14 protein-coding genes are annotated in these 12,400 nt (G+C 40.2%); 13 read left to right on the top strand and 1 reads right to left on the bottom strand.

Going from position 1 to position 12,400, the window contains the following annotated elements; translation table 11 throughout:
- A partial coding sequence (locus CSV64_RS11760; protein WP_143565216.1) for an ISL3 family transposase occupies positions 1–720 on the top strand: 720 nt, incomplete at its 5' end.
- 194 nt (positions 721–914) lie between these two features.
- Here the strand turns inward: CSV64_RS11760 and CSV64_RS11755 are convergent.
- On the bottom strand, positions 915–1,172 hold the full coding sequence (locus CSV64_RS11755; RefSeq protein ID WP_029053065.1) for a ferredoxin: 258 nt from the start codon (positions 1,170–1,172) through the stop codon (positions 915–917).
- 112 nt (positions 1,173–1,284) lie between these two features.
- On the opposite strand from CSV64_RS11755, the gene CSV64_RS11750 reads away from it, so the two are divergent.
- The 12 genes from CSV64_RS11750 to rpsA all read left to right on the top strand — a co-directional run bounded on the left by CSV64_RS11750 (position 1,285) and on the right by rpsA (position 12,305).
- Positions 1,285–2,313, top strand: coding sequence for a YpbB family protein (locus CSV64_RS11750; protein ID WP_099634657.1), 1,029 nt, complete (start codon positions 1,285–1,287; stop codon positions 2,311–2,313).
- Positions 2,313–3,752, top strand: coding sequence for a RecQ family ATP-dependent DNA helicase (locus CSV64_RS11745; RefSeq protein WP_099634658.1), 1,440 nt, complete (start codon positions 2,313–2,315; stop codon positions 3,750–3,752). The genes CSV64_RS11750 and CSV64_RS11745 overlap by 1 nt, the downstream gene beginning before the upstream one ends.
- Positions 3,753–3,900: 148 nt before the next feature.
- On the top strand, positions 3,901–4,206 hold the full coding sequence (locus CSV64_RS11740; RefSeq protein ID WP_099634659.1) for a hypothetical protein: 306 nt from the start codon (positions 3,901–3,903) through the stop codon (positions 4,204–4,206).
- A 109-nt stretch (positions 4,207–4,315) separates the two neighbouring features.
- Positions 4,316–5,080, top strand: a complete 765-nt coding sequence (locus tag CSV64_RS11735; RefSeq protein ID WP_099634660.1) for a metallophosphoesterase — start codon at positions 4,316–4,318, stop codon at positions 5,078–5,080.
- A gap of 28 nt (positions 5,081–5,108) precedes the next feature.
- Positions 5,109–6,071, top strand: a complete 963-nt coding sequence (locus CSV64_RS11730) for a YpdA family putative bacillithiol disulfide reductase (RefSeq protein WP_099634661.1) — start codon at positions 5,109–5,111, stop codon at positions 6,069–6,071.
- An 80-nt stretch (positions 6,072–6,151) separates the two neighbouring features.
- Entirely contained in the window at positions 6,152–6,832 is a 681-nt protein-coding gene (gene prsW / locus CSV64_RS11725; protein ID WP_099634662.1) for a glutamic-type intramembrane protease PrsW, read from the top strand.
- A gap of 97 nt (positions 6,833–6,929) precedes the next feature.
- Positions 6,930–7,727: a spore cortex-lytic enzyme gene (gene sleB, locus CSV64_RS11720; protein ID WP_099634663.1), complete on the top strand. Its 798-nt coding sequence runs from the start codon at positions 6,930–6,932 to the stop codon at positions 7,725–7,727.
- Positions 7,728–7,750: 23 nt separating this feature from the next.
- Complete coding sequence (locus CSV64_RS11715; RefSeq protein ID WP_099634664.1) at positions 7,751–9,034, top strand: PepSY1/2 domain-containing protein; 1,284 nt, start codon at positions 7,751–7,753, stop codon at positions 9,032–9,034.
- A 66-nt stretch (positions 9,035–9,100) separates the two neighbouring features.
- Positions 9,101–9,742, top strand: coding sequence for a flagellar brake protein (locus tag CSV64_RS11710; RefSeq protein ID WP_158233036.1), 642 nt, complete (start codon positions 9,101–9,103; stop codon positions 9,740–9,742).
- Between the two features lie 76 nt (positions 9,743–9,818).
- Positions 9,819–10,496, top strand: coding sequence for a (d)CMP kinase (gene cmk, locus CSV64_RS11705; protein WP_099634666.1), 678 nt, complete (start codon positions 9,819–9,821; stop codon positions 10,494–10,496).
- Positions 10,493–11,077, top strand: coding sequence for a lysophospholipid acyltransferase family protein (locus CSV64_RS11700; protein WP_099634667.1), 585 nt, complete (start codon positions 10,493–10,495; stop codon positions 11,075–11,077). Before cmk ends, CSV64_RS11700 begins: the two co-directional genes overlap by 4 nt.
- 79 nt (positions 11,078–11,156) lie before the next feature.
- Entirely contained in the window at positions 11,157–12,305 is a 1,149-nt protein-coding gene (gene rpsA, locus CSV64_RS11695; protein ID WP_099634668.1) for a 30S ribosomal protein S1, read from the top strand.
- Positions 12,306–12,400: the final 95 nt, after the last annotated feature.

Here is a 12,400-nt window from a genome sequence, read left to right as displayed (position 1 = left end):
TATCAACTCATCATTGCGAATGCAGATACGCATGAACCACTCGACATCTTGCCAAATCGTAGAAAAGATACGATTAAAGATTATCTGTATCAATATGGAGCGGACGTGAAATTAGTCGTAATGGATATGAATCCAAGCTTCAAAGCAGCGGTGAGAGAAGCTTTAGGTCGTCCCGTTATCGTCGCAGATCGCTTTCATTTCTGTCGATATATTTACTGGGCAATTGATGAGGTGCGACGCAAAGTGCAGAAAGAATGGCACGCGTATGATCGTAAGAAGTGTAAACGGATGCGGTATGTGCTCTATAAGCGAAGTAGGAAACTTCATGACAAATCCAGATGGTATCGTGATCGGTACATAGGCATGTCTGAAGAATTGAAAACAGCTTATGAATTGAAAGAAGCGTATTGTGAATGGTTTGATTGGGCGAAGACGACAGATGATGTCGTAGAAGTGAAAAGAAGATTAGAAGGGTTTTACCGTAAGGTGGAAGAAGCGCAGATTCCTGCCTTTTTAAAGGCGATTCAAACATTAAAGAACTGGCAAGTCGAGATCTTGAATAGTTTCGCTTTTAATTATTCAAATGGATTTCTTGAAGGAATTAATAATAAAACAAAAGTGATGAAACGCAATGCCTATGGCTTTAGACGTTTCGATCACTTTAGGGCGAAGATTTTATTAAACATACAGTATAAAGAAATTGGCGTTCATTTAGGTTGAGGGATGGATTTGAATTCACTCCACCCCAACATTTGATTTAGAACCTATTTTTAATCCACTATACTAATTAAAGCCCATTTTCGTCGCAGGGATTGGACCGGCAATTCCCATCCCAACAGTCTCCAGCCTAACTTCTGAGGCCGATGAATAAAAAAACAACACATCCAATAGTTGGAAGTGTTGTTGGGATTGAATCAATCTTCATATTTTAATGGATCGCCTTCGAAGGCCTCATCCGCAATTTTAATTGAATCGGTAGGGCAGCCATCATATGCATCCTCGAGATCCTCCATCAGTTCTTCTGGAACTTCAGTGTTTCCCGTGTTATCATCTAAAATAACAAATGCAATTCCCTCATCGTCATAATCATAGATATCCGGTGCAGCAGCCCCGCAGGCCCCGCAGGCTATACATGTATCCTGATCGACAATCGTATACTTTTTGCTAGACATTTGTCTTTCTCCCTTCTTCCATTCACTCAACCTATTTTGTATCTACTCTATTCTAAAGCTGTTTTCATCACTTTTCAACAAAAAAACGTTATTTCTTCAGGGGGGAGCTCAAATGAGTTTTGATTCCATCTTATTAACGATCTTCCAACGCCTCCATGGTGAGCGTTCAGCGCAGGGTGTTTATCATATACTTCGTGGAAAAAAATCGGGACAGACGTTACAAGACGTTGAATATTATCAAGTTAAATCATACTATGCATTGTTGCCACATTTGACGGCAAGCGAATTTCAGCAAGCTCTAGAGAGAATGCAAGCGGACGATCTGATCTATATAAATGAACTCGTCTATGTGACGGCAAAAGGTCAGATGGCGACGGGTAGTGAGATGTGGCGATTTAATGGCTGGAATTACCGTGGACTCGAAAGAGAGTTCGCTAGACGGTTGGCATTGTTAGTGCAGACCTTGTCTAATTTACGCAGTGGTGAAACGATGTTTATGCCGATCCAGAAGGAGTTGCCTACCCAGCAATTTATCAAAGGGTTCTTACGTAATCAATCAAGTAGCATGATCAGTCTATCCACGTCATTGCGAAAAGAATTGGAATATGTGTTTACTCATTCTTCATTATCGGATTTACAATGTACGATCGTGAGCGGTCGATTGACGGGATACAAGCTTACTGGATCAACTTGGGAGCAGATGGCGGATCGTCTCAACATGTCGGTCAAAACTATACAGCTGTATTATTTAGAAGCGTTACATATGTTGCTCGATTACTTACAACATCATCCCAACTTGCCATTGCTGTCAGAATTAGCGATAGGTTGCAGAGTTGACACGTATTTGACACAATCTGCGGAACGGACACAGAAACTATTCGAGCGGGGCTATTCGGTAGAGCAAATTGCATCTTTACGAAATTTGAAATTAAGTACAATAGAAGATCATTTTATTGAGATGGCAGCGAATATGGAGAGTTTTCCATATAAAGAATTTATAACGGAAGAACAAAGGGATACAGTTTGGCGTCATGTTGAACAGTTGCAGACTAAACGATTGCGTCTGTTGAAACAACAGTGCCCTGAATTATCGTATTTTCAACTGCGATTGATCATCATCATTGGAAGGAGGGAGAGCTGATGGAACTTCAGGAAGTATTGTATCAAAAGTTTGGTTATGAATCATTTCGACCTGGACAACAGGAAGTCATTACTGAGTTACTGGCTGGGCGGGATGCTGTAGCAATTTTTCCGACGGGTATGGGGAAATCACTTTGCTATCAATTACCCGCATACATGCTCGATGGTACAGTGGTCATCATCTCTCCTCTCGTTGCATTAATGGAAGATCAAGTAGCCAATCTACGAAAACATAAAGAAAAGCGTGTTGTCGCAATCAATTCATTTTTATCTAGGCAAGAAAAAGAATTGGCGCTTTCTACTTTAGCGCAGTATAAATTCATCTTCCTATCGCCTGAAATGATGATGCAACCATCTGTCCGACAACTTGTTCAACAATTACATATTGCTTTTTTTGTAGTAGATGAAGCCCATTGTATTTCAGAGTGGGGCTTTGATTTCAGGCCCGACTATTTACGATTAAAAGAACTGTTTTCAGATATAGAAAGAGCACCGGTATTGGCATTAACTGCTACTGCTAATGACAAAGTAGTGGAAGACATTATTACTTACTTACACATGAGAAATCCTCACATCGAACGACAGCCGATGGATCGTCCTGCTATATCCTATAGCGTTATGCATCTGAATAATGAATTAGCAAAAACTGAGTGGATTATAAAAAGGCTTGCGACGACAATTGGTCCTGGTGTTATTTATGTGGCGTCGCGGAAACGTGCGGATGAACTCTCGGCAATAATCCGAGAAAGGGGAATCCCGACAGCTAGCTATCACGGTGGTAAGGAACAGGATGAACGATCCATTATTCAACAACAATTTGTACAAGGTGAACTTGAGTGGATTTGTGCTACCAATGCATTTGGCATGGGAATTCATAAAGATGATATTCGACAAATTATTCATGAGCATCTACCAGCTACCCCAAGCGCGTATATTCAGGAAGTAGGACGTGCAGGACGTGACGGAGAAAAAGCTGCGGCCACTCTTTTGTATAGTGAACGGGATATTCAGAAAGTGAAATTTATAGTCTATGAAGATCTACCAGATGAACAACAAATCCTTTATTATCATTCTTTACTACAGTCACGTACTCCGTGTCAATTGGCTGCAGAACAAGCAGGACTATCAGAAGTAGCTAGTCGTTTACTTGATTATTATTTGGAGCAGTATGATGTAGAAAATGTCGTTAGGCAAATTCAACAAATCTATCAAGTCAAAGAAAAACAAATTGCGGAAATGGAGAGCTATGTAAAAAGTGACAGTTGTTTACGGGAAAAGCTAGTACAGTTTTTTGGTGAAAACACTTTACCAGCAGAAACGGATTGCTGTTCAAACTGTCAGAATCTTGATGAAGACTGGCTGATTAAGTCTGAAATTTCAACTGAACGAGAAGTTGAAGCGTTACAATGGCGCGATCGACTGCTCCAGTTATTAGGTTGAAGCAGACAGTCTGTATTTACTTTTTAGACAAAATTCGGCATAATAGAGATAGATGAGTTTGTGAACGGACGTACTTTTCACGGATGAATATAGGAATTGCATCATATAATAGCAACAGACATTATGCGGTGTGAAGGAGAAATTAGACATGTTAAACAATCAGTATAAAGTGGATTTTGAACAGCAGCGAAAAGAGATTAAAGAAAAAGTGCCTTTCGATAAACTTCCTTCCCGTGCAGAAGTACATGGAAAGAAGAAAGAGGAGAAATATGGTCGTGTGAAAGTCATCAATATTTTTCTGGCGATTTTTACTTTAATCCCTATTATTATATTACTCTATGTATTATCGGATCTTTATTCCCCTGATGTTCCCGATCAAGTCCCTGTTGAAAAAGTCGAGTTGTCGGTCGGCTTTTATCCGGCCATGACAGATTACATGCATGCTGTTTCCTAAGCGCAATACAATGGTTTGGGGTTTTATCGGAATCTTGCTATACTACTAATGAAAATTACTACTACAAAAGCAAAGTAGACGCTTTGCTTTTTTTTATGGGAGTTGACTAATGAAAAAGGTTCGAATAGCAGGATTATCAGTTTTTTTATCAGCAATGACTATGCTGACCTATATGTATGCCTTAGCTCATCGGAATCGTGTGCTTACCCATACGTTACATATTAACTCCACTCCTACTAATAAATTGAACGTATTCTTTATTTCAGATATCCACAGACGCAGAATTCCTCAGCGACTGATAGATGATTTGCGTACGCGTTCTATTGATGCAGTGATCGTAGGTGGAGATGTGGCGGAAGGCGGTGTGCCAATCGAGCGAATTGAACGCAACATGCGCTTACTTGCTTCGATAGGACCGGTTTTTTATATTTTCGGCAATAATGATCAAGAAGTAGGGACAGAAAATATACTACGTGTGATGAAACGAGTGAATGGCAAAGTGCTGGTCAACAGTACAGCATCGATACCGAACCATCCAAGTTTCGGTATATGTGGATTGCAAGATCCGAATAATGGAAAAGTAAAGATTGATCAGGCCGTGGATTCTGCAAAAGGATATGAACATTTGATTCTCGCTGTTCATAATCCTTCTTATTTCCGAAAGTTTGAAGAGAAGTTGCGACCGGAATTATCTCTTGGCGGTCATACACATGGTGGCCAAATTAGATTGGGGCGTTGGGGTATGCAAGACCTTGGGCGTTTCGAGACGACAGAAAACAGTGCGAAATTAATCAGTAATGGATATGGAACGACGATGGTGCCGTTGCGTTTCGGTGCGAAACCCGAATGTCATGTAGTGGAAGTTCATTACTAGAACGCAAGAAATTAGGAGAGTAGATGTCATGAATTCTGTAGATGCAGTAATTGTCGGTGGCGGTCCGTGTGGCTTGTCAGCAGCGATTGAATTGCAAAACATCGGTTTGTCGGTGGTGGTAATCGAAAAAGGGAATATCGTGCATTCGATATATAATTATCCGACTCACCAAACATTTTTTAGTTCAAGTATGAAATTATCGATAGGCAAGACGCCATTTATTACAGCGATAGATAAGCCGAAGCGTAATGATGCCCTGGTCTATTATAGGACGGTTGCACAAATCGAAAACTTGCGGATCAATAGCCATGAGCGAGTAGAAGATATAGACAAACAACCCGATCGTTTTATCGTGAAAACAGATAAGGCGATGTATGACGCGAGGTATGTCGTAGTGGCAACAGGTTATTACGATCAACCCAATCGCTTGAATGTTGAAGGAGAAAATTTACCTACTGTCTATCATTACTTTAAAGAAGCGCATCCCTACTTCAATAAAAAGGTAACCGTGATTGGTGGGAAGAACTCTGCTGTTGACGCGGCACTGGAATTACAACGTGCAGGCGCGCATGTAACTGTCGTCTATCGAAATGAAACGTATTCGAAAAGTGTAAAGCCATGGATACTGCCGGGCTTTGACAGTTTAGTGCGTAACGGTCAAATCGATATGCATTTTAACGCGTGTGTAACGAAAATCACTGAAAAAACTGTCACCGTCAATCAGCAAGGAACTATATTTGATCTCGAAAGTGACTATGTTTTCGCGATGATCGGTTATCATCCGGATCATGCATTTTTACGTAAAATAGGTATCAAAGTAGATGAACAATCTGGAAGACCTATTTTCAATGAAGATACAATGGAAACGAACGTCGATAATTTATTCATCGCGGGTGTCATTGCGGCAGGAAATAATGCCAATGAAATTTTCATCGAAAATGGTCGGTTCCATGGTGGAATGATTGCGCAATGTATTGCACAAAATAAGTGAATGGATCAGTCGCTTGCCTTACAGGTCAAGCGGCTTTTTTCATTTATGATGTGATATACTACCGACATGAGGAGGCGCCTATGTTTATTTTACTGACAGTCGCAATAGCGCCGGCGCTGGCACTTTTCAGTTATTTGTATTTACGTAAACAAATTGCTAAGGAGCCATCCAAGACGCTATTCCATGCATTCATTTACGGTGCAATCATGACATTTCCTATTTTGTTTATTCAGCATGTATTTGAAGAAGAGCATGTATTTAACAATGAATTTTTCCGTAATGTATTATTTACGAGCAGTTTAGAAGAATTTTTTAAATGGATTATTATTTTTATTCTCGTGTATAAAACAATTGAATTTGAAGATGCCTATGATGGGATTTTATACGGGGCGAGTGTTTCGCTTGGATTCGCTACAGTAGAAAATATTTTATATTTATTATCCTTTGGTTTAGACACAGCTTTTATTCGTGCATTACTCCCTGTCTCAAGCCACGCGTTATTTGGTGTCGTCATGGGGTATTATTTTGGAAAAGCAAAGTTTTCTGCTGTATCAGAAAAAGCAAAATGGATAACTATTGCATTTTTAGCTCCATTCTTGCTCCATGTCTTCTACAATGCGATTTTATTTACTTATGATTATTGGTTATATTTAATGATCCCTTTTATGCTATTCCTTTGGTGGTTTGGCTTGACGCGAGTGAAGTATGCGCACACATTTGCAATGCAGCAATTCAGAAAAAGAAATCAATCAAACTTTTAGAAATCCGTCTGAGTAAATCAGACGGATTTTTTGCCTTATAAAATACTGAATATTGGATAACCTACAAGGAAGCACAATTTTTTGGAGGTGGATGTCTATGAAGCGAATTACAAAACGCTTCCTATTTTTATTACTGGCAGGCATCATGATGTTTTCTTTCTTTGTAAGTCATAGTGAAGCATTCAGTGGACGTGACTTGGCAAAAGGTGCAAAAGGAGATGATGTCATTGAGTTACAAGCGAGGCTTCAATATATCGGTTTCTATCATGGAGAGATTGATGGTAATTTCGGATTTGGGACTTACTGGGCATTACGCAATTTCCAGGAACAATACGGCTTGCCGCTTGACGGAATTGCGGGTAAAGGGACTCAGAAGAAGTTGCAAGGAATTTCTGATTACGATGAAAAGTATGTAAAGGGACAGATTGCTAAGGGTAACCAATTTACCTATTATGGTGGTCAGTCGCTGGAGTCGCAGGTGAAAAAAGGGAGTGCGCCACATAAGCAGGCGCAAACCCAAATGCAAGCACCGCCTAAATATACCGACCAGGATATAAATTTATTGGCCAATGCAGTATATGGTGAATCTCGCGGGGAGCCATACGAAGGACAAGTGGCGGTGGCGGCAGTTATTTTAAATCGTGTCGAACATGCAGATTTTCCTGATTCTATTGGTGGCGTTATCTTTCAACCAGGGGCGTTTACTGCAGTTGCGGATGGGCAGATTTGGCTGACACCGAATGAGCGCGCGAAAGAAGCAGTCATTGATGCAATTAACGGCTGGGATCCTTCAGAAAATGCAATATACTATTTCAATCCAATCACAGCGACTAGTAAATGGATTTGGTCAAGACCGCAAATTAAGAAAATCGGTTTACACATCTTTTGTGACTAATAGAAAGGAGGACCTAGCTACTTATGAAACGAATGATTTTCATTTTGACCTATTCATTTATTGTATTGGGGATATATACGTTTGGAACAGTGCGTGAAAATGAAGAATTATCGATTGCACTGAATGGGCAATATTCGAAAAGTATGACGGATGCCTCACAAAAACTTGGTGAGTTAGAAGACGCCGTAAACAAGTCGTTGCTTTTTGAGGATCAAAAAAGTTCTGCAAAGGAAAGGGAAGATATTTGGCGTTTGTCTTCAGACATTAAATCATCAATTTCCTCCCTTCCAGTGGATGAAAGTTTTTCTACTTCCTGGATGAATTATTTAGGACGGTTAGGTAATTTCGCAAAGGAATCCACAGAGAAAGGTGATCCTGACGAATATTATGGCGTGATGCAACGTGCATCAGTTAATCTGAATGACCTGACGAGTGAATGGCAGTTGGCAACGAAAGATATGTTTTCAAGAAGAATGTCGATGAGCAACTGGGAAAAAAAGTTGCGTGACTCACCCGATGGTAAGGCAAACTGGTCTAAAATGGGGGAATCTGTCATGCAATATACAGAAGCGGTATTCCCTTTAACAGCAAGCGAGTCTGATGCCAAGAAGAAAAAAGAGTTGCGAGATATTAAAGAAAAGAAAATTAGCGAGGACGAAGCGATTCAGAAATTCAAGAAGCTTCTGCCGGCTGTGTCGAATGATATCATTGCAGCAGAAAGAAGTAGAAAAGGCGCTCCCTATCCATTTTATCATATCCGTTTCGCGGAAAATTCTTCAATTGGCTATATTGATATAACTGAAAAAGGTGGACATGTTCTGTCGTATCTCGTGGAGCGTCGTATGGGTAAGCCCACAGTATCCTATGAAGAACTAGAGAAACTGGCTGATGAGTTTTTACGAAAGGCGGATTATACGGATCTAGTTTTGGAAGAGGCAAGAGAGAATGATACCGCATGGCATTTTGTTTATGTGCGAGTGCATCCTGAAAATGATGCCAAAGTATTCTCTGACCCGATTCATATCAAGTTAGCGAAAGACAACGGTGAAGTGATCGGTCTGAATGCGTCGGAGTACATTCGAAAAGAGCAACCGAAATCACAACCTATTCGTACAGCGGAGTGGCACACATTCTTTAGACCGGATGTTACAGTAATGGCTCAGGAACTTGCCTACGTAGAAAATAGTCAAATGGACCAACGCCTTGCGCATTATTTAACAGTCGTTTCCGGAAAAGACAACTTGGAGACATATAAGATTCTTGTTGACACAGAGACATTAGAAGTCATAACGACCGAAAAACAATAAAAAAAGATTGGAAAAATTTACTCCACATGACATAATGTAAGCATAGGACGAATGGCAGGTGGAGAAATGAGACTAAGTATCGGGACGGTATTAACATTAGAGAAAGATTATACCGAGGAATCGGAGAAATTTAAATGTCGTGTAGTGGATATTGAAGGTGAAGAGCACTTCATGATGGATTACCCTATCAACATGATGACGGGTAAAACAGCATTCTTCATAGATGGTACGCAGCTTCTCATTACATTCGTTGACCAGTATAAGATGTCGTATGCATTTCGTACTGAGGTGCATAGCCGAGTCAACCAAACGATACCCATGCTCAAACTGAAGTATCCTGGTGATCAGCAATTGATTAAAATCCAAAGAAGAGAATTCGTTCGTGTCGATACATCATTGGATGTGGCGTTACAGGCAGATTCCTCATTGTTGCAATTGGTGTCAATGGATATCAGTGCTGGAGGATTAGCAGTCAATATGAAAGACCATGATTATTTCTCGCAAAATACAGAAGTGAAATTATTGATCGTATTGTATTTCTCGAAAACTGAAATCAAATATGTTTCATGTAAAGCGAGAGTAGTTAGAAACTGGGAGAGTGAGAAGCGCAGACTGAGCTCTTTCACGTTTAATGAAATAGACGACAAAGATCGACAACACATTATTCGCTATTGCTTTGAACGTCAGTTAGAATTACGAAATAGCTAAAGGAAAAGTCTGTCGAGAGCAGACTTTTCCTTTTTGCTTATGGTACAATAAAGGCGTAAATGGAGGGGTTTTCATCATGACAGGTGGAATGAGAATCGCAATTGACGGACCTGCAGCGGCAGGTAAAAGTACAATTGCTAAATTAGTAGCTAAAAAATTAGGATACACGTATATCGATACGGGAGCCATGTATCGTGCCATTACTTACAAAGTACTTCAAAGCTCCACTGATCCACGTAATGAAGAAGAAATAACCAGACTGATTGCACAAACGGATATTGAATTGCAGCCGGATGAAGAAGTGCAAAAAGTTCTGCTGGACGGTATCGAGGTAACTGATGCGATACGTTCGCACGAAGTGACGACGAATGTTTCAGCGATCGCGGCTTTGACATCTGTCCGTGAACTGTTAGTCGCTAAACAACAAAATTTGGCAGCAGCATCATCCGTTGTAATGGATGGCAGGGACATTGGTACTGCTGTTTTGCCCGAAGCTGAACTAAAAATCTTCATGACAGCTTCTGTAGAAGAGCGTGCAGAGCGCCGTTTATTAGAAGAACGAAAGCGCGGAATGAAGTCTGATTATGAAACATTGAAAAGAGAAATTAGTGAGAGAGATCAAGCAGACAGCGAACGTAAAATCTCGCCTTTAAAAAAAGCAGAAGATGCGATTATAATTGATACAACAGGGAAAACAATAGAAGAAGTGACGAATAGGATTATCGAATATGCCGAAAAGAGGTTAGCTCAATGAATTTATATCCACTTGGCAAATTTTTGATTAGTACTGTTTGTTTTCCACTCTATCGAATTAAGGTAATTGGCAAAGAAAACTTTCCTAAACAAGGCGGCGTGCTTTTATGTACAAATCATATAGATAATTTAGATCCGCCTATAGTCGGTATTACATGCCCGAGAACGGTTCATTTTATGGCCAAAGAAGAACTATTTGAAAAGCCAATTCTTAAAACGTTGTTACCGAAAGTGCAGTCATATCCTGTAAAACGCGGTATGAGTGACCGGGAAGCATTCCGTAAAACCATTAAACTATTACGCGAAGACAAAGTCGTTGGCCTTTTCCCTGAAGGAACTAGAAGCAAAACGGGAGAGATTGGAAAAGGTTTGGCAGGCGCAGGATTCTTTGCGTTAAAAGGTGGCGATGCAAAAGTTGTCCCTTGTGCAATCATTGGACCGTATAAAGCCTTTTCTCAATTGAAAGTAGTTTATGGTGAAGCTATGGATATGACAACTTACCGTGAAAGAAAAGCATCTGCAGAAGAGGTAACAGAGGCAATTATGGCAGAGATATCCAAGTTGATTGAACAGTACAAATAAAAGAATAAGTGCAATTTTTTGTTTTTAAGTCTCAATTCGCATAATATAGAGATAGGATCATTATGGAGGAGGACTACATATGACTGAAGAGATGAATATGGATGAAGTTAAAGAATACGGTGAAGGTGCACACGTAACAGGTGTAGTGACAAAGGTTGAAGAGAAATCGGTGACGGTTGAAATCGCTGGCGCTCCTTTTGACGGCGTGATTCCGATCAGTGAACTTTCTAGCTTGCATATTGAAAAAGCAGCAGATGCAGTCTCAGTCGGTGACGAATTAGAATTGGCGATTACGAAAGTGGAAGATGAGACCTACGTCTTGTCCAAGCGCCAAGTAGATGCAGAAAATGCATGGGATTCACTAGAAGAGAAATTTGAAAACGGTGAAATCATCGAAACAGAAGTAAAGGACGTAGTAAAGGGTGGACTGGTAGTCGACCTTGGCGTACGTGGATTTATTCCAGCTTCTTTAGTAGAAGATCACTTCGTTGAATCATTTGATGATTATAAAGGACGTACGATGACATTCAAAATCGTTGAAATGGATAAAGAAAAGAACCGGTTAATTTTGTCTCACCGTGCAGTTGTTCAAGCGCAGAATGAGAAGAAAAAAGAAGCCGCACTTTCTGAAATTCAAGAAGGTGACATTCTAGATGGTACCGTACAACGCATCGCCTCTTTTGGTGCATTCGTTGATATAGGTGGCGTAGATGGTTTGGTACACATCTCACAAATTTCACACGGACATATCGAAAGCGTGTCGGACGTGTTGAAAGAAGGAGACGAAATTCAAGTCAAAGTATTGTCTGTTGACCGTGATGCAGAACGCGTATCTCTATCCATTAAAGATACATTGCCTGGACCATGGGAAAATATCGAAGAAAAAGCTGAAGTCGGCTCTGTACTGGAAGGTACGGTGAAACGACTTGTAGCATACGGGGCATTCGTTGAGATCTTGCCTGGTGTGGAAGGACTCGTTCACATTTCACGTATTGCACATGAGCATATCGGTACACCACAAGAAGTACTTGAAGAAGGACAGTCTATACAAGTAAAAGTATTAGACGTGAACCCACAGGAAAAACGTATCTCATTAAGCATTAAAGATCTTATAGAAAAGCCTCAAGAAGCACGTGAAGAAAACTTTAGTTACGAAATGCCTGAAGAAACAACTGGCTTCTCTTTAGCAGATGTCATCGGCGATCAACTAAAGAAATTCCAAAAATAATCTTCAGAATGTGATAAACTAGCCACAAATGATGAATAAGCGTAACTGGAATGATGATGCTTTCATATGCATCATCATTCTTTTTGTGTATAATA

It is taken from the genome of Sporosarcina sp. P32b (genome assembly GCF_002743335.1).
In the GTDB taxonomy this organism is placed as follows: Bacteria; Bacillota; Bacilli; order Bacillales_A; family Planococcaceae; genus Sporosarcina.
This window is presented reverse-complemented; position numbering and strand designations above follow the sequence as displayed.

Excerpts from the sequence above, each read along its gene's own strand:
- CSV64_RS11755 (WP_029053065.1), bottom strand. The coding sequence starts at position 1,172 with ATGTCTAGCAAAAAGTATACGATTGTCGATCAGGATACATGTATAGCC.
- CSV64_RS11750 (WP_099634657.1), top strand. The coding sequence starts at position 1,285 with ATGAGTTTTGATTCCATCTTATTAACGATCTTCCAACGCCTCCATGGT.
- CSV64_RS11745 (WP_099634658.1), top strand. The coding sequence starts at position 2,313 with ATGGAACTTCAGGAAGTATTGTATCAAAAGTTTGGTTATGAATCATTT.
- CSV64_RS11740 (WP_099634659.1), top strand. The coding sequence starts at position 3,901 with ATGTTAAACAATCAGTATAAAGTGGATTTTGAACAGCAGCGAAAAGAG.
- CSV64_RS11735 (WP_099634660.1), top strand. The coding sequence starts at position 4,316 with ATGAAAAAGGTTCGAATAGCAGGATTATCAGTTTTTTTATCAGCAATG.
- CSV64_RS11730 (WP_099634661.1), top strand. The coding sequence starts at position 5,109 with ATGAATTCTGTAGATGCAGTAATTGTCGGTGGCGGTCCGTGTGGCTTG.
- prsW (WP_099634662.1), top strand. The coding sequence starts at position 6,152 with ATGTTTATTTTACTGACAGTCGCAATAGCGCCGGCGCTGGCACTTTTC.
- sleB (WP_099634663.1), top strand. The coding sequence starts at position 6,930 with ATGAAGCGAATTACAAAACGCTTCCTATTTTTATTACTGGCAGGCATC.
- CSV64_RS11715 (WP_099634664.1), top strand. The coding sequence starts at position 7,751 with ATGAAACGAATGATTTTCATTTTGACCTATTCATTTATTGTATTGGGG.
- CSV64_RS11710 (WP_158233036.1), top strand. The coding sequence starts at position 9,101 with ATGAGACTAAGTATCGGGACGGTATTAACATTAGAGAAAGATTATACC.
- cmk (WP_099634666.1), top strand. The coding sequence starts at position 9,819 with ATGACAGGTGGAATGAGAATCGCAATTGACGGACCTGCAGCGGCAGGT.
- CSV64_RS11700 (WP_099634667.1), top strand. The coding sequence starts at position 10,493 with ATGAATTTATATCCACTTGGCAAATTTTTGATTAGTACTGTTTGTTTT.
- rpsA (WP_099634668.1), top strand. The coding sequence starts at position 11,157 with ATGACTGAAGAGATGAATATGGATGAAGTTAAAGAATACGGTGAAGGT.